The 26,643-nt window shown below is 64.9% G+C and carries 25 protein-coding genes, 1 tRNA gene and 1 pseudogene; 15 read left to right on the forward strand and 12 right to left on the reverse strand.

Going from position 1 to position 26,643, the window contains the following annotated elements; translation table 11 throughout:
* Positions 1-85: 85 nt before the first annotated feature.
* The 6 genes from HDG37_RS13415 to HDG37_RS13440 all read right to left on the reverse strand — a co-directional run bounded on the left by HDG37_RS13415 (position 86) and on the right by HDG37_RS13440 (position 6,058).
* Positions 86-910 carry a phosphodiesterase gene (locus tag HDG37_RS13415; RefSeq protein WP_184048014.1) on the reverse strand — a complete coding sequence of 275 codons (825 nt, stop codon included), beginning with the start codon at positions 908-910 and terminating at the stop codon, positions 86-88.
* A gap of 57 nt (positions 911-967) precedes the next feature.
* A complete protein-coding gene (locus HDG37_RS13420; protein ID WP_184048017.1) occupies positions 968-2,014 on the reverse strand; it encodes an ABC transporter ATP-binding protein in 1,047 nt (348 codons plus the stop codon).
* Positions 2,011-2,925, reverse strand: a complete 915-nt coding sequence (locus HDG37_RS13425) for an ABC transporter permease (protein WP_184048020.1) — start codon at positions 2,923-2,925, stop codon at positions 2,011-2,013. Before HDG37_RS13425 ends, HDG37_RS13420 begins: the two co-directional genes overlap by 4 nt.
* A 50-nt stretch (positions 2,926-2,975) precedes the next feature.
* A complete protein-coding gene (locus tag HDG37_RS13430) occupies positions 2,976-3,800 on the reverse strand; it encodes an ABC transporter permease (RefSeq protein ID WP_184048024.1) in 825 nt (274 codons plus the stop codon).
* Entirely contained in the window at positions 3,797-4,879 is a 1,083-nt protein-coding gene (locus HDG37_RS13435) for an ABC transporter substrate-binding protein (protein WP_184048027.1), read from the reverse strand. The genes HDG37_RS13430 and HDG37_RS13435 overlap by 4 nt, the downstream gene beginning before the upstream one ends.
* Positions 4,880-4,963: 84 nt before the next feature.
* The gene (locus tag HDG37_RS13440) at positions 4,964-6,058 is read right to left on the reverse strand and encodes a LacI family DNA-binding transcriptional regulator (RefSeq protein WP_184048030.1); all 1,095 of its coding nucleotides are present in this window, start codon (positions 6,056-6,058) and stop codon (positions 4,964-4,966) included.
* A gap of 144 nt (positions 6,059-6,202) precedes the next feature.
* Here HDG37_RS13440 and HDG37_RS13445 point away from each other — a divergent pair.
* Positions 6,203-6,287: transfer RNA gene (locus HDG37_RS13445), tRNA-Leu, on the forward strand.
* Between the two features lie 197 nt (positions 6,288-6,484).
* Positions 6,485-7,499 (forward strand): annotated as a pseudogene (locus tag HDG37_RS13450) (tyrosine-type recombinase/integrase).
* A 152-nt stretch (positions 7,500-7,651) separates the two neighbouring features.
* Here the strand turns inward: HDG37_RS13450 and HDG37_RS13455 are convergent.
* Complete coding sequence (locus HDG37_RS13455; RefSeq protein ID WP_260334772.1) at positions 7,652-8,197, reverse strand: flagellar biosynthesis sigma factor; 546 nt, start codon at positions 8,195-8,197, stop codon at positions 7,652-7,654.
* 83 nt (positions 8,198-8,280) lie between these two features.
* Positions 8,281-9,282 carry a DUF2515 family protein gene (locus HDG37_RS13460; protein ID WP_184048036.1) on the reverse strand — a complete coding sequence of 334 codons (1,002 nt, stop codon included), beginning with the start codon at positions 9,280-9,282 and terminating at the stop codon, positions 8,281-8,283.
* Positions 9,283-9,634: 352 nt separating this feature from the next.
* Here HDG37_RS13460 and HDG37_RS13465 point away from each other — a divergent pair, with 352 nt between their 5' ends.
* The 3 genes from HDG37_RS13465 (at position 9,635) to HDG37_RS13475 (ending at position 11,114) form a co-directional block, all read left to right on the forward strand.
* Positions 9,635-10,078, forward strand: a complete 444-nt coding sequence (locus HDG37_RS13465; protein ID WP_184048039.1) for a hypothetical protein — start codon at positions 9,635-9,637, stop codon at positions 10,076-10,078.
* Entirely contained in the window at positions 10,078-10,374 is a 297-nt protein-coding gene (locus tag HDG37_RS13470; protein ID WP_184048042.1) for a hypothetical protein, read from the forward strand. Before HDG37_RS13465 ends, HDG37_RS13470 begins: the two co-directional genes overlap by 1 nt.
* A 236-nt stretch (positions 10,375-10,610) precedes the next feature.
* Positions 10,611-11,114, forward strand: a complete 504-nt coding sequence (locus HDG37_RS13475; RefSeq protein ID WP_184048045.1) for a M48 family metallopeptidase — start codon at positions 10,611-10,613, stop codon at positions 11,112-11,114.
* Positions 11,115-11,161: 47 nt separating this feature from the next.
* Here HDG37_RS13475 and HDG37_RS13480 read toward each other — a convergent pair whose 3' ends face one another.
* Entirely contained in the window at positions 11,162-13,498 is a 2,337-nt protein-coding gene (locus HDG37_RS13480) for an FdhF/YdeP family oxidoreductase (protein ID WP_184048048.1), read from the reverse strand.
* A 161-nt stretch (positions 13,499-13,659) separates the two neighbouring features.
* Here HDG37_RS13480 and HDG37_RS13485 point away from each other — a divergent pair, with 161 nt between their 5' ends.
* A complete protein-coding gene (locus HDG37_RS13485) occupies positions 13,660-15,093 on the forward strand; it encodes a PLP-dependent aminotransferase family protein (protein WP_184048051.1) in 1,434 nt (477 codons plus the stop codon).
* 48 nt (positions 15,094-15,141) lie between these two features.
* Positions 15,142-15,432 (forward strand): helix-turn-helix domain-containing protein, encoded by a 291-nt coding sequence (locus HDG37_RS13490; RefSeq protein WP_184048054.1) that lies wholly within the window; start codon positions 15,142-15,144, stop codon positions 15,430-15,432.
* 94 nt (positions 15,433-15,526) lie between these two features.
* Here HDG37_RS13490 and HDG37_RS13495 read toward each other — a convergent pair whose 3' ends face one another.
* A complete protein-coding gene (locus HDG37_RS13495; RefSeq protein ID WP_184048144.1) occupies positions 15,527-16,096 on the reverse strand; it encodes a lysozyme inhibitor LprI family protein in 570 nt (189 codons plus the stop codon).
* A 304-nt stretch (positions 16,097-16,400) separates the two neighbouring features.
* Between HDG37_RS13495 and HDG37_RS13500 the strand changes: the two genes are divergently transcribed.
* The 8 genes from HDG37_RS13500 (at position 16,401) to HDG37_RS13535 (ending at position 24,089) form a co-directional block, all read left to right on the forward strand.
* A complete protein-coding gene (locus tag HDG37_RS13500; protein WP_184048057.1) occupies positions 16,401-17,198 on the forward strand; it encodes an SH3 domain-containing protein in 798 nt (265 codons plus the stop codon).
* Between the two features lie 275 nt (positions 17,199-17,473).
* Positions 17,474-19,789, forward strand: a complete 2,316-nt coding sequence (locus HDG37_RS13505) for a bifunctional diguanylate cyclase/phosphodiesterase (protein WP_184048060.1) — start codon at positions 17,474-17,476, stop codon at positions 19,787-19,789.
* Between the two features lie 136 nt (positions 19,790-19,925).
* Complete coding sequence (locus HDG37_RS13510) at positions 19,926-20,114, forward strand: hypothetical protein (protein ID WP_062129896.1); 189 nt, start codon at positions 19,926-19,928, stop codon at positions 20,112-20,114.
* 169 nt (positions 20,115-20,283) lie between these two features.
* The gene (locus HDG37_RS13515; protein WP_184048063.1) at positions 20,284-21,681 is read left to right on the forward strand and encodes an FAD-containing oxidoreductase; all 1,398 of its coding nucleotides are present in this window, start codon (positions 20,284-20,286) and stop codon (positions 21,679-21,681) included.
* 28 nt (positions 21,682-21,709) lie between these two features.
* Positions 21,710-22,063, forward strand: a complete 354-nt coding sequence (locus tag HDG37_RS13520) for a cupin domain-containing protein (protein WP_184048066.1) — start codon at positions 21,710-21,712, stop codon at positions 22,061-22,063.
* A 144-nt stretch (positions 22,064-22,207) separates the two neighbouring features.
* Positions 22,208-22,783 (forward strand): TMEM175 family protein, encoded by a 576-nt coding sequence (locus HDG37_RS13525; RefSeq protein ID WP_184048147.1) that lies wholly within the window; start codon positions 22,208-22,210, stop codon positions 22,781-22,783.
* Between the two features lie 2 nt (positions 22,784-22,785).
* Positions 22,786-23,592 carry a hypothetical protein gene (locus HDG37_RS13530; RefSeq protein ID WP_184048069.1) on the forward strand — a complete coding sequence of 269 codons (807 nt, stop codon included), beginning with the start codon at positions 22,786-22,788 and terminating at the stop codon, positions 23,590-23,592.
* Positions 23,593-23,600: 8 nt separating this feature from the next.
* On the forward strand, positions 23,601-24,089 hold the full coding sequence (locus HDG37_RS13535; protein ID WP_184048072.1) for a metallophosphoesterase family protein: 489 nt from the start codon (positions 23,601-23,603) through the stop codon (positions 24,087-24,089).
* Between the two features lie 66 nt (positions 24,090-24,155).
* Here HDG37_RS13535 and proP read toward each other — a convergent pair whose 3' ends face one another.
* Complete coding sequence (gene proP, locus HDG37_RS13540; protein ID WP_184048075.1) at positions 24,156-25,625, reverse strand: glycine betaine/L-proline transporter ProP; 1,470 nt, start codon at positions 25,623-25,625, stop codon at positions 24,156-24,158.
* A 740-nt stretch (positions 25,626-26,365) separates the two neighbouring features.
* The gene (locus tag HDG37_RS13545; protein WP_026225286.1) at positions 26,366-26,638 is read right to left on the reverse strand and encodes an oxidative damage protection protein; all 273 of its coding nucleotides are present in this window, start codon (positions 26,636-26,638) and stop codon (positions 26,366-26,368) included.
* Positions 26,639-26,643: the final 5 nt, after the last annotated feature.

Genomic DNA, 26,643 nt, shown 5'->3' on the forward strand with positions numbered 1-26,643 from the left:
CCGGAGCGGCGGGGTTCGTGCTGACGGCCGCGCGAGGCTCACCCGCGCATCCGGTGTCAGGCGATTGCGAAGTGTGTCCGGCGGTTCAGTCGATCAACGCGCCAGCATCGTGGAACGGATACGGGCCGTCGGCCGCGTCGACATACGCATGATGCGTGACGATGCCCGTCGCCGGATCGTAGTAATGGAGCGCATACGCGGGCGGCTCCATCACGAACGCCGACGGTCCGTCCTCGCGAAAATCGAGCGCCACCTGGTGCGCGGGCGCTGGAATCGCGCTCGCGATCGTGCCGCCGAAGCGCACGAACATCGACCGATGCACGTGCCCGCAGAGCACGCGCTCGACGTTGGGATACTGAGCGATCAACGCCGCGAGCTTGTGCGACGCCGCCCGGTCGAGCCGGATCTCGTCCATATGCCCGATGCCGCACGCGAACGGCGGGTGATGCAGCGCGACCACGACCGGCTTGCCGCGCGCCGCATCGAGCTGCCGCTCGAGCCACGCGAGCCGCGTGTCGCACAGCATGCCGGCGCTCGAACCGGGCACCAGCGAATCGAGCGCGATCACGCGCAGCGGGCCGACGTCGAGCGCGTACTGCACGAACTCTCCGCCGCTCAGCAATTCCTCGCGCTCGGGAAACGCCGCGCGCAGCGCGTTGCGTTCGTCGTGATTGCCGACCATCAGGAAGTAGGGGATCGCGAGCGGCGCGAGCAGTGTTTTCAGGTGTGCGTACTGCTGCGGGTCGCCCTGATCGACGAGGTCGCCGGTGATCAGCACCGCGTCGGGGCGCGGTGTGAGCGCGTTGAGCGCGTCGACGCAGCGCGCGAGGTAGGGGGCGGTATCGACGCGGCGATACGCGAGTGCGCCGGGTTGCTTGATATGCAGGTCGCTAATTTGAGCCAGCAGCATGACAGAGGTCCTTCGGGTTGCTTCGTGTCGGGCGCCAGGATGCGGCGCTGTTTTTACTTACGATAGCGCAATCAGTGCGTCCGGCTCGATCGAGATGCCGACCGGCGTGCCGCGCGCAAGCTCGATGCGGCCCGCGACGTCGACGAAGAGCGGCTCGGGCGCGGCACCGCCAATCGTCAGCCGCGTGCGCTCGCCGAGGAACGCGGTGCTTTCGATCTGGCCGCGCAGCTGCGCGAGCGCGGGGTCGGTGAGCCGGGCATCCTCGGGGCGAAAGAAGATTTCGTGCGCGCCGCGTGCGTTCGACGCATGCGCGGGCAACGGCACGGCGCCGCCGCTCGTCGCCAGCATGCCGTCGCGGGGCTCGCCCGCGACACGGTTGATCGTGCCGACGAACTGCGCGACCGTGCGATTGGCCGGACGATAGTAGATGTCGCGCGGCGAACCGATCTGCTCGATGCGTCCGGCGCTCATCACGACGATGCGATCGCCGAGCTCCATCGCTTCGGCCTGATCGTGCGTCACGTAGACGGTCGTGATGCCGAGTTCGCGCAACAGCGCGTTCATCTCGCTGCGCAATGCGTCGCGCAGACGCGCGTCGAGCGCGGTCAGCGGTTCGTCGAGCAGCAGCACGCGCGGCTGCACCGCGAGTGCGCGCGCGAGCGCCACACGTTGACGCTGGCCGCCCGACAGTTGATCGATCGGTTTGTCGGCGTGCGCGTTGAGCCGCATCATGCCGAGCAGTTCGTCGACGCGTTGTCGCGCGACTGCGGCCGGCACGCGCTTGATCTTCAGACCGTAGCCGATGTTGCCGCGCACGGTCAGGTTCGGAAACAGCGCGTAGCTCTGGAACACCATGCCGACCGCGCGCTTTTCGATCGGCAGCGTAGTCACGTCGTCGTCGCCGAATGCGATGCGGCCGCCCGCGTCAGGTGTTTCGAGGCCCGCGATCAGGCGCAGGGTCGTCGTCTTGCCGCAGCCCGACGGTCCGAGCAGCACGAGGGTTTCGCCCGCGCCGATCGTCAGGTCGAGCGGTTCGAGCACGCGCGTGCCGCGAAACGTTTTGGCGCACTGCGTGAGCGTGATGGGAACCGAGGTCAGTTTCATGGCGTGTCGATGGGCTTCGAGGAAGAGGCGAAGCCGCGCTTCTTCGACGCGCTGCGCTGGCCGGTCGCATCGACGCCGAGCCATTGCATCGCGACGAGCAGCGGCATCGTCATGATGAAGAACAGGATCGTGTACGCGCTGCCGATCTCGATGCGCATCGACGCGTAGGTGTCGGCGAGGCCGACCGGCAGCGTCTTCGTGTCGGGCGTGTGCAGCATCCACGTGAGGTTGAATTCGCCGATCGACAGCGTGAGCACCGCGAGCGCGCCCGCGACGATGCCTGGCCGCGCGTTCGGCAGCACGATGGTGACGAAGCGCGTGAAGAAGCTCGCGCCGAGGCTCGCCGCGCCTTCTTCGAGCGTGCGCAGATCGCTGCTCGCGCAGACCGCCGCGACTGCGCGCACCATGAACGGCAGCGTGAACACCACATGCCCGACGACGATGAATGCAGCGCTCATCCGAAACGCCGTGAAGCCGCCGTAGATCACCAGCAGCGCGAGTGCCGATGCGAGGCCGGGCAGCGCGATCGGCAGCACCAGAAACTCTTCGACGATGCGTGCGAAGCGCGTCTTGCTGCGCGCGAGCACATAGCCCGCGGGCACGCCGGTCAGCAGCGTGACGACGAGCGTCGCCGCGGCCACTTCGAGCGACAGCCACACCGAGTCGTGATACTGGGTCCACACTTCGACGAGCCAGCGCAGCGTGAGTCCGCTCGACACGCCCTTGAAGTAGTTGACCGTGAGCCCCGCGACGATCGACATGACGACCGGCACGATCAGGAACGCGCACAGCAGCAGTGTGACGAACCATTGACCCGCGGCGAGCCATGTTCGCGTGGAAGGCCACGCGCGTCGCGCGCGCGGTCCCGCTGCCGGTTGCGAAGACGGCGAAGGGGCGGTGATTGAGTTCATAGGTAGGTAGTCGTCGCGTTCGCGAACGCGCGGCTTTGGCGACGCGCCGTTCACGCGCTCGCCGCCACGCCAGAACCGCTCGCGCTGCGCGCGATCGCCAGCACCGCCCACGTGACGATGCCCAGCACGATCGACAGGCCCGCGGCCGTCACCATGTTCGCGTTCAGCGTGAACTCGGTATAGATGGTCATCGGCAGCACGTCGATGTCGGTGGCGAGCGTGAACGCCGTGCCGAACGCGCCCATCGCGGTCGCGAAGCACACGGCGCCCGCCGCGATCAGTCCGGGCGACAGCGCCGGCAACACGATGTCGCGCATGATGCGCCACGGCGATGCGCCGAGCGAGCGCGCGGCCTCTTCGAGCGATGCATCCAGCTTGGTCGCCGAAGCCATCACGGTGACGATCACGCGCGGAATCGAGAAGTACAGATAGCCCAGAAACAGGCCGCTCATCGAATACGCGAACACCCAGCGATCGCCCGCGAGTTTCAGCGACAGCGCGCCGATCAACCCTTGACGTCCCGCCAGCATGATGACCATGAAGCCCACGACGACACCCGGAAACGCGAGCGGAAACGTCAGCAGCGCGAGCAGCGGGCGCTTGCCGGCGAATTCTCGACGCGCGAGCAGCAGCCCCGCGATCACCGACAGCACCAGCGTGGCCGCCGTGACCGCCGCCGCCAGCACGACGGTCGCGCCAAGGCTCGACATGTAACGCGCATTCGTCAGCATTGCGCGATACGTCGCGAACGCATGGCCGCCGCCGGAGAGCTGCGCGAGCGCGATCATCGGCAGCAGCCAGAACGCGATGAAGACCGCGAGCGCGGGCGCGAGCAACGCGATGCGCCAGCGCAGCGGGAACGTGACTTCGTTCAATGCATCACCTGTAGATAGCGCTCGCCGAAGCTCGACTGCTTGTCGGCCATCTTCGCGAAGTCGACCGGCTTCGCGCGCGCGTATTCGCTCGCGGGCAGGAACTGCGCAGCCGTCTCGGCGCTCATCGCGCTCGCGCGCACCGGCCGCAGATACGCCTGCGCCCACAGCTTCTGGCCTTCGTCGGACAGTACGAAATCGAGCACCTTCTTGCCGTTCGCTTCGTGCGGCGCGCCTTTCACGAGGCTCATCACGTACGGCACCGAGATCGTGCCTTCCTTCGGAATCACGAACTCGACGTTCGCGTGATCCTTGTACTTCGCGCGGTACGCGTCGAAGTCGTAGTCGAGCAGGATCGGAATTTCGCCGGACAGCACGCGCGCGTACGCGGTTTGCTTCGGCACGATCGGCGCGTTCGCCTTGAGCTTTCTGAACCAGTCGAGACCCGGCTCGAAGTTGTCGAGCGTGCCGCCGAGCGCCTGGTTCACCGCGACCGCGCCCGCATAGCCGACGAACGCGCTCGACGGATCGAGATAACCGATCATGCCTTTGTATTCGGGCTTCAGCAGATCGGCCCACGAGCGCGGCACCGGCTTGCCTTCGAGCGCGTCCTTGTTGACCAGGAAGCCGAGCGTGCCCGAGTGGATCGTGAACCAGTAGCCTTGCGGGTCTTTCAGGCCGGCGGGAATGTCGTCCCAGTGCGCGGGCTTGTACGGCTGGATCACGCCCTTGTCCTTGGCCTGGAACGCCGACGCTACGCCGAGATACACGACGTCGGCGACCGGGCTTTTCTGCTCGGCCATCAGCTGCGCGATCGATTGTCCCGAGTTCTTGTTGTCGAACGGCACGCGAATGCCGGTCTTTTGCTGGATCGCCTTGATCTGGCTCGCCCAGTCGGCCCATTCGGGCGGGCAGTTGTAGCAGATCGCGGTTTCGTCGGCGCGCGCGGCTTGCGGCGCGAGCGCGACGAGCGCCGCGCCGGCGACGAGCAGGCTCGCCGGCAGTGCGGTCGCGGCGGCGCGCGAGAGTTTCTGCCACAGCGGTATGAGCGAGGATGCGAAGCGTGAGGTTGAGCGGGGCACTGCGGGTCTCCCTGTGTCGGATGGGTTGCGCGGGTTGGGGATGACAGCTATGGCGCGCGTATGCGCGTGCCTTCATTGGGCTTCTTATGCGAGCGGCTTTTCGATGGCGGCCGCAGCGCTCGGGACGTGGGTCGGCGACGCTCCGTCGAGATTCGCGTGCGAGCCGAGCGCCGCGATCGTCGCGCCTTCGCGCAAGCTATGCGGCAGCGTCAACGCGCGCGAGGTTGTGCAGAACGCGCGCTCGTCGCGCGCGCCGCCGATGCGTGCGAGCAAGCGCTGCCACGCCGCACAGCCGATTTCGCGATTCGGCGCGCAGATGCTCGCGAGCGCCGGCGACAGCAGTTCGCCCATTGCGAGGCCGTCGAAGCCGAGAATCGACATGTCCTGCGGAATCCTCAGACGCGCGCGGCGCAGGCCACGCATCACGACCATCGCGAGCAGATCGTTGCTGCAGAAGAGGGCGGTCGGACGGTTTGCGCCGTGCGTCAGGTGCGCGAGCACGGACGGCGCGAGTTCGTCGGCGTTGAAATCGACTTCGAGCGCGGGCGCGGCCGTGAGGCCGGCCTGCTGCATCGCCTGCGTGTAGCCGAGATGACGCTGACGCGCGCGATCCGAGGCCGCGAACGAGCCGGCCAGCATCAGGATGCGGCGATGGCCGTGCGCGATGAGCCGGCGCACGCCGTCGTAGGCGGCGAGGCGATTGTCGACCGACACCGACGGGCGGCGCACCGTGTCGTTGTGCATCAGCACGTATAGCAGGCCGTCGCGGTCGAGTTCGTCGAGCAGCGGATGGGTGTCGGCATCGGCGACGGTCAGGATCAGTCCTTCGACGCGATGCTCGCGCAGCGTTTCGATTGCGTGACGTTCACGGTCCACGTCGTACTGCGTGGTCATCAGCATCAGCCGATAGCCTTGCGCTGACGCGAGATCGTCGATGCCTTGCAGGCATTCGGCGAACACCGGGTTCGCGAGCGTCGGCAGAACGACACCGACGAGGCGCGTGCGCTCGCCGCGCAATTGCCGGCCGAGCGGGCTCGGGCGGAAGTTTAGCGCGTCGATCGACTGACGTACCTTGTCGAGCGTGACGGGGTTCACGGTGTGCGGCGCGTTGATCGCGCGCGATACCGTGGCGATGGAAAAGCCCGCGTGGGCGGCGACATCCTTGATCGTCGGCGTCATCGGTTTTCGGCCCGCTGTAATCGTTTTCGTGAGCGGATTATCGGCAACGTTTGTGACTTGGGGATGAATGCGGGTGTCGGGCGCTTTTTTGGGGCTGCCGCGAGGCGATGGTAGAATTCGCGACCACGCGCGATTGCCACCTCTGCCGGGGTGATGAAATTGGTAAACATAGCGGACTTAAAATCCGCCGCCTTCGGGCTTGCCGGTTCAAGTCCGGTCCCCGGCACCAAATACTCGCCAACGGATTTCAACGGTTCACCGCGAAGCCCCGCCAGATAATGCTGAGCGGGGTTTTTGTTTGCTATGGTCTCAAATTCACCACTGATTACAACCCTCATCAGGGGGCGTTTCGGGGGTTTCCACGATTCAAGCGCTCGTCGGATGGAAAACGACCCCCGCAGTGGCGCAACAAGCGGAGACGCAAACATGGCGCTGACCGATGCCACGATCCGTAACACGAAGCCGGGTGAAAAACAGCAGAAGCTGTACGACGGCGATGGCCTGCTGCTGCTCGTCACGCCAACGGGCAGCAAGCGATCGATTTTCAAGTACCGTTTTGCCGGAAAGGAAAAGAGCCTCGCACTTGGCGTCTATCCAGACGTGCCGCTTGCCGATGCCCGCAAGCGTCGGGACGACGCCCGCGAAAAACTGGCAGCAAGTATTGATCCGGGGAAGCCAAAAAGGCCGGGAAACGCGCCTCCCGCCTTGCTGCTGCCAATTCATTCGAAGCCGTTGCGCTCGCCTGGATGGAAGAGCGCGGTCAGTCCGTTGAAAGCGGGCAGTATGAAAAAACGCTTGCGCGTTTCAGGAATGACGTGTTTCCCTGGCTTGGCAAGCGACCCATTACTGACATTGACGCACCCGAGATTCTGGCGGTCCTTAAACGCGTGGATAGCCGGGGCGCTCGCTTTACCGCTCACCGTCTGCGCAGCGAAATAAGCCGCGTGTTCCGTTTCGCGATCAAGGAGGGCTATTGCAAAACCGATCCGGCACGCGATCTGGTTGGGGCAATACCACCCGCACAGACAACGCATTTCGCCTCAATCACCGGGCACAGGCCGTCGCGATCCTGCGCGAACTGCGGGCGCTGACGGGTAGCGGCCGCTACGTGTTCCCGGGCGCTCGCGATATCAAGCGCCCGATGAGCGAAGCGGCTATCAATGCCGCGCTTCGGCGGCCTGGCTACGATACCCGCACCGAGATAACCGGCCACGGTTTCCGGGCGATGGCGCGCACGATCCTGCATGAAGAACTGGAACACAAGCCCGAAGTGATCGAACATCAACTCGCACACGCTGTATCCGATAACCTTGGTTCGGCGTACAACCGCACAAAATTCATTCGCGAGCGCCGCGAGATGATGCAGGAATGGGCCGATTACCTTGACCGGATCAAGGCCGGGGCCGAAGTCATTCCGATCAAGGGCGGGACGGTCGCCTGACTACCTCAGCGGGACAACGTTTTGGAACAGCACCTCCCGATGATGGAAGCGTCGGCGGCGCATGTCTTTGCTCACTGAGACCTACGTGACGTTAAACAGAAAGTCCCGCCGAAGCGGGACCACTTGTACTCATCGGCTTCGCGAACTACCGGTTAATAGTCGTCGCGGTTATCCTCAAACACCGGAAAATTAAGGTCGAGGGTAATCAGGTAGCGCTCGTCGTTTGGTCGGTCGTCTGTCCGAAAGCACCGGATATTGAGGGAAACCTGATATTTGTTGCCGGCCTGCCATCGTGTCGTGGGTGCGTCGCACGCCCGAATTGTATTGCGTGTCGCCTGAGTGTCTTCGATGGGGCGAGTGGCCGAAGAGTGAAAAGGTTTCCACCCGCCCCGCCTGAATTGGTTCTGTAGGTCCGTAAGGATCGCCATTGATTCATCAAGCGGTAATGTTTCGACTTGCGGCGAGAGTACAAGCGATTCGACCTTGCCTTTCTGGTCGTACTGAACCATGAAAAACTTCGCGGCCGGCGTTACGAAATCATAGTGTGGATCAACAAATCGGAGTTTTGCAGGGCGTATCAGCACCCCAGCCCAGCTTGTATTGGGTTCAATCGGCGGTAACGTCGAGTGCGATTGCTTACGCACCTGTTCATAGGGTTCCCCTAGCGTCAGCACGACCTCATCAACAGGCTTTGCCATTGCGAGCAGTCCCCATAAGGCAGCGCAGCCAACTACGGTGCAAACGAGATAGCTAGGCCACCTGATTTTTCGACTCAGCATGTTTACCTTGCATGCGCGATGAGATAAAGGGAATTTTCTACGTCATATTTCTTAAGCGGATCGTGTAGCAGTTGGTCGAAACGCTGTGCGGCTCGCAAAACAAATGTCATGCGCTGCTGTGGATCGGCAAGATTTGCGAGAGGCTCCTTGCTGAATCTTTCGTTCCTGGCGTTGGCCCCCGTCACCGTACACTGATTCGCAAAGGCAAGCTGGATTTCCCGCGCCGATCCAGTCGGAATATGCAATGCCCATGCGAACTGGTTGGCGCGCATCAGCAACGCGAATGTTGGATCGTTGTACATGGCCGGTTGCAAGATGTTGATTTGCTCGTGTATTGCGAAGTCTTTGACACCATCTGCAATGCGGCCACTATCAATTGCGGAGAAGGCGCTCAAAATCTGAGGCCTTTCCTCCGCGAACGGAACACTGTTCTCAATCGGCCACAGGACGGAACTGCGCAAGAGTTTGCGTTCGGGTAAGCATCGCTTTAATCGCGCAAGCCCAAACTTCTTGTAGAACATATGCAGCGGCCAAACGTCGAGAAACAGCGACGTGTTGCCCTTTGCCAGCATCTGATAGACCTTGGCACCGCTTTCGGCGGTCGCAGCACTCACCGCCGACTGTGCCCCGTAGGCCGTCATCCATGCAGCCGGGCCAACACTCGCTACCTTGCGCAAATTGGCAACGCTGTCCGAAGCCGATTTGCCGATCATCTCGGCGGCATTGAGCAGCCCGCATCCTACCTGCTTCGACGCGAACGCCGCGAGTCCGGCCCACTGGAAACGTCGGTCATCCCACCAGAGTTGCGCATACGCCGCATTGATGCTGCGGTTACGCCCAATCGGATCGTCAACGGATACGATGGCCTCGGCCTTCTTCTGATAGAGGCGCCAGCAGTCGATACAGTCCTGCTTGTCCTCTTCCGCTCGCTTTTTTGCGGCGGCCTCTTCCTCTTTCCAGTTCGGGTAACAGACCGGACACCTTGGGTTATCGCACTTTTGCATCTTCGTTATTCGCGTTGGTGTTGTACTGACGCCGCGCAAGGCCGATGCCATATTTCGGCGCGCAGTTCTGGGTGAGGGCATGCCGACTCTCTCGGCTCTCCGCTTCGTGAGCGAATCATAAAATGGCCCCACCTTCGACGGGTGAGCGCTGCGGATCACCCTGCGCCAAGCTAGTGCAAACAGGAGGGGGCATTCAATAGGACAGGGTCGATATTTTGTTTAACGATTGTCAAACCAATGGTGATGGTGACCATCGGGTTTAGTGAGTCGTGAGCGGCGGCGCGATAACAAGGAGCCAGCGGTCGCTGTCGCCGTTGTCGGGGGGAGTGACAACCGCTTTCATATGTACAGGATGACCAACCATCAGGTCGCCAAAGCCCTGTACGACGAAGTAAAGAACGGCAACCTGCTGTTTGTGCCCGAGCGGGACGACATGCGCAAGTGTGTGGAGGCGATACGCAAGCAACGGGAAAAAGGTTCGGGTCCAGCGCCTGCCCGCACACAACAACCGGCCGAGGCGGACATGGCAAGCTCGCTCCTTGGCAACAGTCCGCGCGTGCCGCAGAATCTCGGCAATGCAAAGCCGTTGGAGTACGCACCGGACGCGCTGAGCGGCGATGTGCAGCAGATCGCGGCGCGCGGAGTCAGCGCGGCCGAGGAAACTGAGTGCGACGCGATATATCATGCGGAAATGACAGCCTGTTCTGCTGCTGGCGCAATATTCCAAGACCCGCGCACTTATGCGCTGTGCGCGCAACGGGCATTCGCGAATTACCAGACCTGTAGGGGTTATTGATGAGTCAACGACAAACCGCGTTTATCAGTTTTTTCGACGAACACACGGGACAGGTGAAATTCTGCGTTGTGCCGCGACAGTTCGTTCAAACCGCGATTGATCGCGTCATGGCAATCAGCGTGCCGCCGGATGCCGCTGAACACTCCGACGCTCCATTTACAGACGAGGACGCGCGGAAGCTGGGGGGCTTGGCGGTCCTGAGCCTTGCCGCTTCGAATCCTGACTTGAGGTATCGCCTGCAGATCACGACTGAAGCCCCGATGGTCTGGACACCAGCGAAGCCGTCTGGCGAATAGTGCATTCTTGTAGTCGCTCGAGGTCAAGCATGCAGGGTGATTGATGCGATGAAGCGAGCGAATCAATTGCGCGGTGACGACAACGCCATCTTGCACGACGATGGAGGCGTTGAATCAGGCGGTGAAATCATCGACAACATGCACGCCTACGCGCCTTAAGTCGTCCGGAAAGAATCAAACTTGTCGCCAGGCCGGACCATGCGTAACATCACCCCCGCCAACCTCACTCCGCCTTCATGTCTCCCCTCAAATACCTCGCCGGCTACCCCGCACCGTTGCAAGACAAGGTGAGAAAGCTGATCGCCGCCGATCAGCTCGGCTCCTACGTCGCGCAGAAGTACCCGAGCACGCACGAGGTGCAAACCGACCGTGCGCTCTACGAGTACTGCGCGGACCTCAAACGCGAACACCTGCGCAACGCCGAGCAGATCGACAAGGTCACTTACGACAGCAAACTCGACGTGATGCGTCACGCGCTCGGCCTGCACACGAGCGTTTCGCGCGTGCAGGGCAGCAAGCTGAAAGCGAAGAAGGAAATCCGCATCGCGTCGTTATTCAAGGCCGCGGCGCCGGAGTTTCTGAAAATGATCGTCGTGCACGAACTCGCTCATCTGAAGGAGAGCGATCACAACAAAGCGTTCTATCGTCTGTGCGAGTTCATGCAGCCGGGTTACCACCAGATCGAATTCGATCTACGTCTGTATCTGACACATCGCGATCTGGCGAAGAAGACCGTGTGAGGTACGCCGCGCGGCGGGCGCGGCAGGCGCGACAAGCAGAGCTGACTTCAAGCCGCCAGTTCCGCGGCATCCTCCACCATCGACGCCGTCAACAACACCGGAATCGACTTCGACGTCGGCGTACCCGCGCCATCCGCGACCGAGGAGAGCGGCACCAGCGGATTCGTCTCCGGGTAATAAGCGCCGAGGCAGCCGCGCGGAATGTCGTACTCGACGAGCAGAAAACCGTCCACGCGTCGCTCGATGCCATCGGCCCACACGCTCGTGATATCGACGCGCTGACCAGCCGCGAACCCGAGCATCGCGAGATCGTCCTTGTTGGCGAACAGCACGCGCCGCTGTCCGTACACGCCGCGATAGCGATCGTCGAGACCGTAAATCGTCGTGTTGTACTGATCATGTGAGCGGGTGGTCATCAGCGTCATCAGGCGTTCGCCATGTTGCTTCTTCGCTCGATGAATCGGCGTGTCGAGCGCGATCGCGTGGACGATGAACCGTGCCTTGCCGCTCGGCGTTTTCCAGATGCGATCGCGCGATGCGACGCCGAGATGGAAACCGCCCGGCTTCTTCAGACGCTCGTTGTAGTCGTCGAAACCGTCGATCACCTTCGCGATGCCCTCGCGAATCAGCGCGTAGTCGGCCGCATGGGCAAGCCAGTCCACCTTGCCGCTGCCCAAAGTTGCATGCGCCATGCGCGCGACGATCGCCACTTCGGAAAGCAGATTGTCCGACGCCGGCTTGTTCATCCCATACGAGATGTGCACCATGCTCATCGAATCCTCGACGCTGACGCCTTGTGCCACGCCGTTCTGAACATCGATCTCGGTGCGTCCGAGCGTCGGCAGGATCAGCGCGTCGCGGCCATGCACGAGGTGGCTGCGATTGAGCTTCGTCGTCACGTGCACGGTCAGATCGCATGCGCGCATCGCGTCCCACGTGCGCGGCGTGTCCGGCGTCGCGATCGAGAAATTGCCGCCCAGCCCGATGAACACCTTCACCTTGCCGTCGAGCATCGCCTGAATCGTGTTGACGACGTCGAGTCCGTGCTCGCGCGGCGGCGCGAAGTCGTAGGCTGCGCCGAGCTTGTCGAGAAACGCTTCAGTAGGCTTTTCTTCGATACCGACCGTGCGGTCGCCCTGCACGTTCGAGTGGCCGCGCACCGGGCACAGCCCCGCGCCGCGCCGGCCGATATTGCCGCGCATCATCATCAGGTTCGACAGCAGCTGTACCGTCGCGACCGAGTTCTTGTGCTGCGTGAGACCCATGCCCCAGGTCGAAATCACCGCGCGGCCCTTCACGTAGATATCGGCGAGCTTCAGCACCTCATCGAGCGGCACGCCTGCCTCGGCGACGATCGTGTCCCAGCGCTCGGCGCGCAGGTCGTCGGCGAAGGCAGCGAAGCCGACTGTGTGCTGGGCGATGAAGCCGAAGTCGAGCACGCGCTCGAGGCCCGACACGAGCGCTTCGTCATCCAGTTCGAGCACGCGTTTGGCGACGCCCTTGATCAGCGCGAAATCGCCGCCGAGCTTCGGACGGGTGAACACCGAGCTGATTTTCGTGCTGCCCATCGTCAGCATTTCGACCGGATGCTGCGGGCTCGCGAAGCGTTCGAGGCCGCGCTCCTTCAGCGGATTGATCGACACGATCGTGGCGCCGCGCTTCGCGCATTCGCGCAGCTCGCCGAGCATGCGCGGATGGTTGGTGGCCGGATTCTGGCCGAAGATCAGCAGCGTATCCGCGTGTTCGAAGTCATCGAGCGTGACCGTGCCCTTGCCGATGCCGACCGTGTGCGGCAGGCCACGGCTCGTCGCCTCGTGGCACATGTTCGAGCAATCGGGAAAATTGTTGGTGCCGTACATACGCACGAACAGCTGGTACAGGAACGCGGCTTCGTTGCTCGCGCGGCCCGAGGTATAGAACGCGGCGCGGTCAGGATCGTCGAGACGCTTCAGATGGCTCGCGATCAGCGCGAATGCGTCGTCCCAGCCGATCGGCACATAGCGGTCGCGCGCGGCGTCGTAGACGAGCGGATCGGTCAGGCGGCCGTGCTGCTCGAGTTCGAAGTCGGATTGCGTCATCAGCTCCGTGACGCTGTGCCGCTCGAACAACGCGGGCGTCACGCGCTTGCCGGTGGCCTCGGCGGCCACGGCCTTCACGCCGTTTTCGCAGAACTCGAATGTCGACGCGTGCTCGCGATCCGGCCACGCGCAGCCGGGGCAATCGAAGCCGTCCGACTGGTTCTGCTTGAGCAGCGTGCGGTAGTTGCCGCCCGCGACCTTTTCCTTGAGCAGGTTGATGGCGACATACTTCAGCGCGCCCCAGCCAGCGGCGGGGTGCTTGTACGGCTCGATGCGGGCTTCGGCTTGTGTTTCGTTCTTCTTCATGACGTGGCAGTGGATAGATTCAACAGGCTTTGCAGACCAATGTCGAGAAGCGTACTGTGTTCCACAAACCGCGTCGGATACAGAAAATCGGAAAGAATAGGAGTACAGTTGCGCGACGATGCCTGAAGCCACCCGAATCCACCCGAATCCACCCGAATCGCATGAAGCTCTACGAAAAACTCGCCGACGAAATCACCGAAGCCGTGCGCCGCGGCGTGTTCGCGGCCGGCGAGCGGGTTGCGTCGGTGCGTCAGGCGAGCCAGCAGCACGGCGTCAGCATCAAGACGGTGCTGCACGCGTATGCGCTGCTGGAGAGCCGCGGCATCGTCGAGAGCCGGCCGCAGTCGGGCTATTTCGTGCGCGACGCGGCCGCGCGGGCGCTCGCGCCGGCGCCCGCCGCGGCCCGCGCGGGCCGCAAGTCCGCGCCGCCGCCGGTGCCCGCGACGGTCGACGTGAGCCGGCTCGTGCTGTCGACGCTACGCAGCATCCGCGCGCACGACGCCGTGCCGTTCGGCTCGCCGTATCCCGATCCGTCGCTGTTCCCGTGGCGGCGCATCAACCAGTACGCCAACGCGATCGCGCGGCGGCACGCGAGCTGGAATCTGATCGACGATCTGCCGCCGGGCAACCCCGAGCTGATCCGGCAGATCGCGCGGCGCTATGCGGAAAACGGTCTGCCGGTCGATCCGGGCGAAATCGTGATCACGCTCGGCGCGACCGAGGCGATCAACCTGAGCCTGCAGGCGGTCGCCAAGCCGGGCGACACCGTCGCGGTCGAGTCGCCGACCTACTACGCGATGCTGCACGCCATCGAGCGCCTCGGCATGCGCGCGATCGAGGTGGCGACGCATCCGGTCGACGGCATCGACATCGACGCGCTCGCGAAGGCGATCGCGCGGCAGAAGATCGCCGCGTGCATGGTGATGCCGAATTTCCAGAATCCGCTCGGTTTCTGCATGTCCGACGAGCGCAAGCGGCAACTGGTCGAACTGCTGGCCGCGCACCAGATTCCGGTGATCGAGAACGATGTCTACCAGGAGCTGTATTTCGGCGAGACGCGGCCGTCGACGCTGAAGACCTTCGACACCCGGGGGCTTGTGCTGCACTGTGCGTCGTTTTCGAAAAGCCTGACGGCGTCGTACCGGATCGGCTGGGCGCTGCCGGGGCGCTATCGCGCGCAGGTCGAGAAGCTCAAGTTCCTGAATACGCTGACGACGCCGTCGGTGCCCCAGGTCGCGGTCGCCGATTATTTGCGTCAGGACGGCTACGACCGCCATCTGCGGCACCTGCGCCGCGTGTACCGGCAGCAGGCGAGCATCATGAGCGCGCTGGTGCTGCGCTTTTTCCCGGTCGGCACGCGCGTGTCGACGCCGCGGGGCGGCTACGTACTGTGGGTCGAGTTGCCCGTTGCGATCGATTCGATGCGGCTTTATCAGGCGGCGCTCGAACGCGGGATCACGGTCGGGCCGGGGATGATGTTTTCGACGCGCAACGATTTTCGGCACTTCATCCGGCTCAACTACAGCTATCCGTGGACCGCGCAGGCCGAAGCGGCGTTGAAGACGCTCGGTGAGCTGGCTACGGCGATGGCGTGACAGGCGCTACGGCGATGCGAAACGACACATCACGACAGGCAGACCGACATGGATGACGACGACATCGACCCGCAACTCGCCGCGATACTCGCGCAGCTATGGCGCGCGCATCGCGAGACACCCTGGCGCGCGTGGTCGCTCGCGAAGCTGTCGAAGCAGGCCGGCGTGCCGATGAGCAGCTTGCGGCGGCAATTGACGGCGCTCTCGGGAAGCGGTCTCGTCGATACGATGTTCCACGACGATGGCACCGGCGCCGCGTCGCTGAGCGAAATCGGCGCGCAGCTTTGCGCGGAGCTGTTCGGCACGAGCGAGGGCGGCGCGCCGTCGGCCGCCGGCTGAGCGTCCGGGCGCGACTGTCACCGGCGCTGCCACCGGCGCGCAATTGATCCGGCGCACGGGTTCATTGTTGTCGTAGTCAGCGCGTTCCGCCGTCTCATTGCCCGACGCTCGCCTGCACCTGCGGCTGTGATTGCGATGGCGCCATGTCCGCCGCCTCGAGCGTGGCGACGCCGCAGAACCAGTCGGCATCGCGCGGCTGATACTTCCACCGCTTGCTGGACTGCCCGATCACGCTCGCACACTGCTCGTTCACCATAAGGTCGGGCTGGGCGGCCGTGCATTGCAGCGTCGACGGGTCGGAGTGCGCATCCGCATCCACGGACGCCGCGTGCCGCGCGCCGCTCGGCAGGCTCGCCAGCAGTCGCTGCAATTCGTCGATACGCGTCGCGTACCACGTCCGCAGACAGGCGGCGTCGCGGCAGTTCGCTTCGCGCCAGGCCCACTTGCTGTCGCTGTCGTCGATGAACGCGCGGCGCTGGGCGACTCGCCGACGTGCCTTCCAGTAGAGTTGGCCCAACGTGTCGTCGAGCGTCGACAGGGCGGCGTCGCCGCAAATCATGCGCTCGGCCGGCGAGCGGCCGCGCTGGCAATCGAAGCTCGCAGCGTTGGCGTACGGATGCGCGAGCAGCAGTCCAGCGATCAGGAGGGGGCGGAAGAGGGTCATCAGGGTGTGGGCGGTGCATCGATTGATCATGCCGCCGATGATCGACCGGTCGCGCGCCTCGTGGACGTCCGAACAACGCGGGAGTTCGGGCGGGTCGTTACCAGATGTTGCCGCGCGGGCCGGCTGCGCATGTGCCTGCCGTGCGTGAGCACACGAGCGCGAGCCCGGTAGGGCGGCGGCACGAACGCCCAGGTCGGCGCTTGCGCACCTTCGCGTGTCATGAAGTAGGCGCAACGTCTATATATTGAAAGTGGGGCACTTGGGCCGGCGTGGTCAAAGGCGGCCATCGAAAGAGGGAGAACGAATGCAACGACGACTCGTGATCGGTCTTTGCATGGCAGCGGGCCTTCTGACTTTACCCGGCGCGGCCAGCGCGCAGTCACAGGCCTATACGAACAGCGGGTCCAACGTGCGCGCGGGCCCTGCGGCCGACTACCCGATCGTCGCGCAACTGCCGGGCGGCGTTCCGGTGACGGTGATGGGGTGCCTGAGCAACTACCAGTGGTGCGACGTCGCCGCACCGAATCTGCGCGGCTGGGTGTATGCATCGCGGCTCAGTTCGCCGTACCAGGGCTACAACATGCCGCTGAACTACGGCGCCGCGCTCGGCCTGCCGATCCTCGCGTTCTCGATCAACGATTACTGGGGCAACTACTACCGCGGCCAGCCGTGGTACGGCCAGCGGTCGCGCTGGGCGCGTCATGCGCCGCCCCCGCCGCCGCGACCGGGCGCCGGGCATCCGCCGCCGAACTGGCGGCCGTTGCCGGGGCATGTCGGCGGACGTCCGCCGGGCGCGTCGCCGCCGGGCAGTGCGGGTGGACGGCATCCAGGTCACAAGGGCGGCCGACCACCAGGCAACGCGGGTGGACGCCCACCGGGCGGGCCGCCGCCGGGCAACGCAGGGGGGCGTCCTCCCGGCGCGGAGCAGGGCGGTGGGGGCGGTCGGCCACCGGGCGGCGGACCGCAAGGCGGCGGAGGCGGTCGTCCGCCGGGCGGCGGCAATCGCCCCCCAGATGGCCATCAGGGCGGACCCCAAAGCGCTCATCAAGGCGGTGGAGGTGGCGGCGGAACCCGGCCTCCCGGAGGCGGTGGCAACAATTGAGGATTGACGCCGCCGCCACGCTGCAGACCATCAAGCCAAACGGGCCGTCGCAGTCTGCCGCGGCCGGCCCAGCGTCGAGCCGCTGCGGCGCCGGCGGGCCAGGAACAGACGGCGCCCGCACTGCCGTCGCCCGTCGTACCGGCATCAACCGATGCTGGCACGCCACACCCGAGCCGTCCGCACGCGATGCATGGCAGATTTTCACGCTGGGCTTAGCGTAAACCCCGGTGTGCCGCGTACACTAACTTGCCGATGTTGGGTTGGGGGGCGCAACTATGATTTGCGAAGCAACATCACGTGGCACGACGACAACTGCGCCGGAAGGCGCCCGCTACCGACCGGAACGGGCCGAGGAGGTACTCGCGTCCAAGCGCAGCGTGTTGCGGCTGATCACCCGCAACACGCCGCTGCCCGAGCTGCTCGACGAAGTCTGCCGTCGCGCCGAGGCGCTGCTCGGCGACGGCGCGTGCTGCTCGATCCTGCTGCTCGACCCGGACGGCGTGCATGTGCGCGTCGGCGGCGCGCCGTCGCTGCCGCCCGCGTACAGCGCCGCGATCGAGGGCGCGGCGATCGGTCCGCGCGTCGGCTCGTGCGGCACGGCGATGTTCGAGCGGCGTCTGGTGATCGTCGACGACATCGAATCCGACCCGCTGTGGGAAAACTTCCGCGATTTCGCGTTGCCGCACGGCTTGCGCGCATGCTGGTCCGTGCCGTTCGAAAACGACGCGGGCATCGTGCTCGGCGCGTTCGCCGTCTACTACCGCGCCACCCGGCGTCCGACCGTCGAGGAAGAGGCGATGCTGCGCGACATCGGCAGCAGTGTCGGCCTTGCGGTCCATCAGGACGCGATGGCGCAGCGCCTCGCGCATAGCGAGGAGCGTCACCGGCTGGTCGTCGATCATCTCAGCGAGGGCATCGTCGTGCAGTCGCGCACCGGCATCGTGCTCGCCTGCAATCCGAGTGCGCAGCGCATGCTGCACGTGACACCGGAGGTCGTCGGCAGCAGCATGCGGACCGTGATGACACGCGCGTTCGGCGAGGACGGCTCGGTGATCGGCGAAGTCAACCGTCCGGTCTCGCAGGTCTTTGCGACCGGCAAGCCGATGCTCGGCGTGACGGTCGGCCTCGAACTGATCGGCGGCGAGGTCGTGTGGATCACGCAGAACGTCGTGCCGATCCTGCGGCCCGGCGACAGCGAGCCGGACTCCGTGCTGATTTCGTTTTCCGACATCGGGCCGGTGCGCGAGGCGCAGCGCCAGCTGAAGTACCTCGCCACGCGCGATTCGCTGACCGGCCTCTACAACCGCGCCTACCTGACCGAGCGGATGCGCGACCTGTTCGCGCCGTGCGCCGCCGGCGACCATGGCGGCGAGCTCACCAGCGTCGCCGTGCTGTTCGTCGATCTCGACGGCTTCAAGAAGGTCAACGACACCGCCGGTCACGAAGCCGGCGACGCCTTGCTGTGCAGCGTCGCCGAACGGCTGTCGGCCTGCGTCGGGTGCGGCGACACGCTGGCGCGCGTCGGCGGCGACGAGTTCGTGATCGTCGCCAGTGCGTACGGCAATACCGGCGAGCTGATCGGCCTCGCGCACCGCATTCTGGACATGATCGCGGTGCCGTTCGCGGTGGCGGGCAACGAGTACTACCTGGGCGCGTCGATCGGCATCAGCCTGTTTCCCGAAGACGGCCAGGACGTCGCGACGCTGATGCGCAACGCCGATTCGGCGATGTATCACGCGAAGCAGCGCGGCCGCAACAACTTCCAGTTCTTCACCGCCGAGCTGAACCAGCATCTGCAGCGGCGTTTCACGATCGAACAGTCGCTGCGGCGCGCGCTCGCGGCCCACGAGCTGAGCCTCGTGTACCAGCCGATTGTCGATAGCCAGAGCGGCCGCACGATCGGTGCGGAAGCGCTGCTGCGCTGGTACAACAGCGAGCTGGGCAACGTGTCGCCGGGCGAATTCATTCCGGTCGCCGAGGATGCCGGGCTGATCGTCGAGATCGGCGACTGGGTGCTCGAGCACGCCTGCCAGCAGGTCGCGCAGTGGCGGCGCTCGCTCGCGCCGCATCTGATCGTCGCGGTCAATCTGTCGCCGCGGCAGTTCAACGACGGGCTGCTCGAGCGCATCGAACGTTGTCTTGCGCAGTCCGGGCTCGAACCGGCCGCGCTCGAACTCGAGATCACCGAGCGATTGCTGATGAGCGACAGCGATACCGTGCTGCCGATGCTGAGCGCGCTGAACGCAATGGGCGTGCGCGTCTCGGTCGACGATTTCGGCACCGGTTATTCGTCGCTGTCGTACCTGAAGCGCTTTCCGCTGCATAACCTGAAGATCGACCGGTCGTTCGTCGCGGGGCTGCCCGATCATCGCGATTCGGTCGCGATCACCCAGGCGGTCGTCGCGATGGCGCACTCGCTCGGCATGAACGTCACCGCCGAGGGCGTCGAGACCGCCGAGCAGGCGGCGTTCCTGCGCGCGATCGATTGCGACAAGCAGCAGGGCTATCTGTACAGCCGGCCGGTCGGCGCGAGCGCGTATGCGCGCACGCTGTGCGACGCACAGATGATCGACATGGCGAAGGCGTCCTGATGCGATTGTTCAGATTGCCGAACAAGTGACTTCGCGTTGCCGCTATTTATCGGCGGCGACGCACTCCCTAAAATTCCCCCATCGAAACAGTATTGGTGCGCGGTGCCGAAGCGGCGCCCCGCGTTTGGGGGTCGTGATGTCAGAGTTGATCAGAAACCAGCTTTACCGGCCAGCGGTCGTACTGCCGATGGTCGCGCTGATGCAGGTGATGGTGTCGCAGGACTTCAATCTCGGCCAGGTCGGCTGGGTGTTCGCGGCGCGCGGCGCGCAGGCCGCACTGCAACGTTCGCGCGAGTTGATTTGCGCGGTTCATTGCCACGCCTGAGATTTCCCGCGCAGCATACGCAGTAATCCCAACTGATTGGCGCCGCCTCGCGCGCGGCGCGTGGGAAGACGGGCCGTCGCCAAAGCGCCCGCACAACCAGACATGACATGGCAGCGCGTGGCACTAAGCGTAAGATGCTACGACCTGCACCCAGCCGGGGAGAGTTGCCATGCCACAGCACTTCGACGCAGTCGTGATCGGTACCGGACAAGGCGGTTCGCCGCTCGCCGTGCGCCTCGCTCAAAGCGGGCGCCGCACCGCGGTGATCGAACGCGCGGAGTTTGGCGGCACTTGCGTGAACGTCGGCTGCACGCCGACCAAATCCTATGTGGCGAGCGCCCGCGCGGCGCACGTGGCGCGCCATGCGGCGGAGCTCGGCGTGCAGGTGGGTTCGGTCGGGGTCGATCTGGCGGCCGTGAAAGCGCGCAAGGACCGGATCATCGGAGAGTCGAGCAGCGGCGTCGAAAAATGGCTGCGCGGCACGGAAAACATCACGGTGTTCAACGGCCACGCGCGCTTCACCGGCGCGCGCACGCTCGCTATCTGCGGGCGCGACGGGGAATTGCTGAACGAGCTCAGCGGGTTCGAAATCTTCATCAACACCGGCACGCGCGCCGTCGTGCCGCCGCTCGAAGGCGTCCAGCGGATTCCGTACTACACGAACTCGACGCTGCTCGAACTGACCGCGTTGCCGGATCATCTGGTGATCGTCGGCGGCAGTTATATCGCGCTCGAATTCGCGCAGGTGTTTCGCCGCTTCGGGAGCCGCGTCAGCGTGCTCGTGCGCGGCGAGCGCGTGTTGAACCGCGAGGATGCCGATTTCGCGGAGTCGGTGCAGAAGGTGCTCGCGCGAGAGGGCGTCGAGTTTCATTTCGGCGTGCAGCCGACGCGCGTCGAGCCGCATGCGCATCGCGCGAACGACGTGTGCATCGGCTTCGAGCAGAACATCCCGGCCATGGAGGCGTCGCACCTGCTGTTGGCCACCGGCCGCAGGCCGAATACCGACGACCTCGGCCTCCACACCGCCGGCATCGAGACCGACCGGCACGGCACGATCATCGTCGACGGCCAGTTGCGCACCAGCGTGCCGGGCGTGTGGGCGATCGGCGACGTGAACGGCCGCGGCGCGTTCACGCACACGTCCTACGACGACTACCAGATCGTCGCGGCGAACCTGCTCGACGGCGGCGCGCGCAGCGTCGACACGCGGATCATGACGTATGCGGTGTTCGTCGATCCGCCGCTCGCGCGCGTCGGCATGTCCGAGCTGGAGGTGCGCAACAGCGGCCGCGAAGCGCTGATCGCGACGATGCCGATGTCGCGCGTGGGCCGTGCGCGCGAGCGTGGCGAGACCGACGGCTTCATGAAGGCGCTCGTCGATGCGAACAGCAAACAGATACTCGGCGCGGCAATTCACGGCATCGAGGGCGACGAGGCGATCCATACGTTCGTCGACATCATGACCGCAGGCGCGCCGTATCCGACTTTGCAATACGCGATGCACGTGCATCCGACCATCAGCGAACTGGTGCCGACGCTGCTCGATGGGCTCAAGCCGATGCAATGAACTGCCTTGACGCTGGCGCGACACGCTGATGACAAGCTCGCTCAAACCCGCACGTAACAGCGGCAACCTGTTCGACGCCGTCGCGCAGTTGGGGACGACGCCCGAGGAGCAGGTCGACACGCTCGTCGAGCGGGGCGGCGTGACGATCGAGCGGATCGTCTCGACCGGGCAGGCGAGTCCGCCCGGTTTCTGGTACGACAGCGCGCGCGCCGAATGGGTCGTGCTGCTCACCGGCGCGGCGATGCTCGAATTCGACGGCGACCCCCAGCCGCATCGGATGAAGCCCGGCGATCACGTGCTGATCGAGGCGCATTGCCGCCACCGCGTCGCATGGACGAGCGACACCGAGCCGAGCGTGTGGCTCGCCGTCCATTACCCGTGAGCCGCGGCGGATCGAACCATCCGCGCGGCCGGCTCTCGCGCATCGACAAATCCTCACACCATCACCGATAATCGGCAGCGGCGCGGCCCGCGCGCAAGGCGAAGGCGGGCTGTGCGCCCCACCGCATTGATGTTCGGGACTCGCATGGGCAAGGGACGCGTCGAAGCCTTCAGCGATGGCGTAATCGCCATCATCATCACGATCATGGTGCTCGAGCTGAAGGTGCCCGAAGGCCACGATCTCGCGGCGCTGCGCCCGGTCGTACCGGTGTTCTGCGCATACGTGCTGAGCTTCGTCTACGTCGGCATTTACTGGAACAATCACCATCACATGTTCCATGCGGTGCAGAAGGTCAACGGCAAGGTGTTGTGGGCGAACCTGCATCTGCTGTTCTGGCTATCCCTCTTGCCGGCCGTGACGCACTGGGTCGGCGAAAACCATCTGGCCGCGTGGCCGACCGCGATGTACGGCATCGTGCTGTTCATGGCGGCGATCGCGTATTTCATCCTGACGCGCACGCTGATTTCGCAGCATGGACACGACTCGACGCTGGCCAAAGCGCTCGGCAACGACTTCAAGGGCAAGGTCTCCGTCGTCATTTACCTGACCGGCATCGGGCTCGCGTTCGTCGTGCCGTGGGCGTCGGCCGGGCTGTACGCGCTCGCCGCCGCGTGGTGGTTCGTACCGGACCGTCGCATCGAACACGTGCTGGAGGCCTGAGCATGCTGCTCGCGCTGAAGCTCGTGCTGGTGCCGGCCTTTCTCGCCGCGCTGACGGCGGCCGCGCGCGTCTGGGGGCCGTCGGTCGCGGGATGGCTCGCGGGACTGCCGGTCGTCGCCGGACCGATCATGCTGCTGCTCGCAGTCGAGCGCGGGCCGGCGTTCGCGGCGCAGGCGTCGGCGGCGTCGGTTGCGGCGATCGCCGCATCCGAGGCATTCAATCTTGCTTATGGATGGAGCTGCCGACGCTTCGACTGGCCGCTCGCACTGGTCGCGGGCATGGCCGGCTGGCTCGGCGCGGGACTGCTGATCGTGCGGATGCCCGGCTCGCTTGGGTGGGCGCTGGCGGCGGCGTGCGTGGCCGTCGTGGTGTCGCAGAGCTGCTTGCCGCGCGCGACGGGCCATGTGCCGACGGCACGCGTCGGGCGCGCGGATCTGGCCGTGCGGATGCTCGCGGGCGCATTGCTGACGCTCGCGGTGACGGCTGCCTCGGCATCGATGGGCGCGGCGTGGAGTGGGGTGCTGTCGGTGTTCCCGCTGCTCGGCATCGTGCTCGCGGTGTCGGCGCAGCGTGCGCATGGCGCGGACTTCGTGGCGCTCTTGATGCGCGGCATGGTGGTCGGGCGCGGCTCGTTCGCGGCGTTCTTCGCGGTGACGGCGATGCTCCTGCCGCAGTACGGTGTGGCGACGGGGTTTGCGTGCGCGGCGGTGGTGTCGGTCGTCGTGCAGGGGTTGACGCGGCGCATGCTGGCTGGGCAGCGCCGTGCTCAGGCGGCGGCGCGAGAGTTGGCGCAGCCGCAGACGGAGTGAGACTGCGCATGGATTCACATCGCTCACCTTCGACCGCTACCCGCATCGGGCTCATCTCGGATACGCACAACCTCGTGCGTCCCGAAGCGTTGCGCTATCTCGACGGCTGTGACGCGATCATCCACGCGGGCGATATCTGCAACCCGGACGTGCTCGACGCGCTCGCGCGGATCGCGCCGCTCACCGCGGTGCGCGGCAACAACGATACCGGTGACAGGGCCGCGTCTCTACCGACGCATGCGCGGCTGACGATCCAGCAGGTGACGATTCTGGTCGTGCACGACATCGCCGAGCTGGGCTGCGTGCCGCAGCACGATGGCATTCGCGTCGTGGTGAGCGGCCACTCGCACAAGCCGTCGATCGCCGAGCGCGATGGCGTGCTGTACGTCAATCCTGGCAGCGCGGGGCCGCGGCGCTTCAAGCTGCCGGTGTGCGCGGGCACGCTGACCGTCGAAGGCGCGCAGGTTGGCGCGACGTTCGATTCGCTGCTGACGTAAAAAAGCGGGCCGGCGAATGTCGCCGGCCCGCTTCAGAAACTACGCCTGACGTGATGACTGCGCAGGTCAGGCACGCGCGGTCGCAGCCGCCGCGAACCGTTCATCCATCTCCTCGGCCTCGCGCTCACCGCGCAGCACCGCGTGCGCTTCGGCGCGCGTCGCGACGCACGGACCCGAGCCGAGCAGCGGCTTGCGCGCGGTTTCGCGCAGCGCGAGCACCGACACGATGCCGATCAGCGATGCGCCCATCAGGTAGTACGCGGGCATCATCAGATTGCCGGTCCGGTCGACGAGCCATGCGGTCACGAGCGGCGTCGTGCCGCCGAACAGCGACACCGAGATATTGAAGCCGATCGCGAGCGCGCCGTAGCGGATCCGGGTCGGGAACAGCGCCGGCAGCGCCGACGGCATCACCCCGGTGAAGCACGACAGCAGCACGCCGAGAATCATCAGACCGCCGAACACCGGCAGCACCGTGCCCATCCGAATCAGCAGCAGCGCGGGAATCGACAGCGCGAACAGACCGACGCAGCCGAGCAGCATCACGGGCTTGCGGCCGATCGCATCGGACAGACGGCCGGCGGCGAGCGTCATCGGCATCATCAGGATCATCACGAGCAGCACGAGGAACAGACCGTGCGTTTCGTTGAAGTGCAGCGTGGCGGACAGATAGCTCGGCAGATACGACAGCGCCATATAGTCGGTCACGTTGAAAATCAGCACGAGGCCGACACACAGCAGCAGCGGCTTCCACTGCTGCACGAGCAGCTGGCGCAACGACTGGCTGGGCAGCGCGCGGTCCTCGGCTTCGCGCTCTTCGGCCTGTTTCTTGAACGCGGGCGTTTCCTCGAGCTTCATGCGGATGTAGAGACCCACCAGGCCGAGCGGTCCGGCGATCAGGAACGGTACGCGCCAGCCCCAGGACAGCAGCGCGTCGTTCGACAGCGTGGCCGTCAGCAGCGCGACCGTGCCCGCGCCGAGCACGTAGCCGATCAGCGTGCCGAACTCGAGAAAGCTGCCCATGAAGCCGCGGCGCTTGTCGGTCGAGAATTCGGCGATGAAGGTCGCGGCGCCGCCGTATTCGCCGCCGGTCGAGAAGCCCTGCACGAGGCGCGCAAGCAGCAACAGCGCCGGCGCGAGAATGCCGATCGTCGCGTAGTTGGGGATCAGGCCGATCGCGAAGGTGCCCGCGGCCATCATGATCATCGTCATTGCCAGCACGCGCTGACGGCCGATGCGGTCGCCGAGCGGCCCGAATACCATGCCGCCGATCGGCCGCACGAGAAACGCCGCGGCAAACGTGCCGAAGGTCGCAATGAGTTGCGCCGAAGGGCTCGACGAGGGGAAGAACACCTTGCCGAGCGTGACCGCAATGTAGCTGTATACGCCGAAATCGAACCATTCCATCGCGTTGCCGAGCGCCATGGCGCCGACGGCCCGCTTCAGGAGGGAGTGATCGACGACGGTGATGTCGTCGAAGGAAAGACGCTGTTCCGGTTTGTGATGTCGCCAGAAGCCGTTGCTGGAAGCGGTCAAGGTTGAAACTCCAATGACTGCGACGAAACTCGTGATGCGTTCCGCCACGGTTGCTGGGAAGTGTAATTTCGTGAGCAAGGCGAGACTATTCGCGGCGCCGGTTATCCGGCGGCGCAACGGATGGCGAAAAGAAGCAAACGCCAGTGCCTCGCGGTAAGTTCGCGAAAAAACACTCGACTAGATTGTGCTGACTGTTGCACCTGCGTGGCCGTGGAAGGGGGGCAGATGCATGAGGGACGCGGGGCTGGCGGGAAACTGACCCATGCGCCACTGAAGGCTTGAAACGAAAAAGGCCGGTCTTGAATTTTCCGCTTTAGGCGGGGAAACGACCGACGAGCCTTCTTGTTTAAAAACAGTTCAATTCAGGATGGCGCGTGCGCGGAAAAACACACGATGAACCGACTTGAAAGAACACGAATGAAGGTGAATTGCGGCTGAAAGGAGGGCACATGTTAGCACGATGCCAGAGGATCATGCAAATCGGCGGTGCGAGGCAGGGCCGCCAATGGGACTCGATCCGTTGCGGGACGGGAGATCTGGCGGGGTCGAAACGGCCCTCAAAAACGGACCGCTTGGAACATTGGCGAGCGCTTTTTGAGGCGAAGACGACGCGAGCGGCGGGCGCGATGCGCGGCCGATGTTGGCGCGAAAAAAATCCGCGCTCGCGGCGCGGACTTTCAGGCATGTGTTTGCTCGATTTGGGCGACGCGTTGTGTCGTGTCGTCCTCGACGAGGCAAGCTCAGGCTGACGGCGGCACGTAGCCCGACGCGGTATCTGCGCCTTCGCCGAAGAAGAACTTTTCGGTCTGCTTCATCAGATACTGCCGTGCGCGCGGATCGGCCATGTTCAGGCGGTTTTCGTTGATCAACATGGTCTGCTGCTTCAACCAGCTCTGCCAGGCTTCCTTCGAGATACTTTCGTAGATCCGCTTGCCGAGTTCGCCCGGCAGCGGCGGGAAATCGAGGCCTTCGGCTTCCTTGCCGAGCTTCGCGCATTGAACCATACGAGTCATGCTGT

The organism is Paraburkholderia sp. MM5384-R2, from assembly GCF_014201025.1.
GTDB lineage: Bacteria > Pseudomonadota > Gammaproteobacteria > Burkholderiales > Burkholderiaceae > Paraburkholderia > Paraburkholderia tuberum.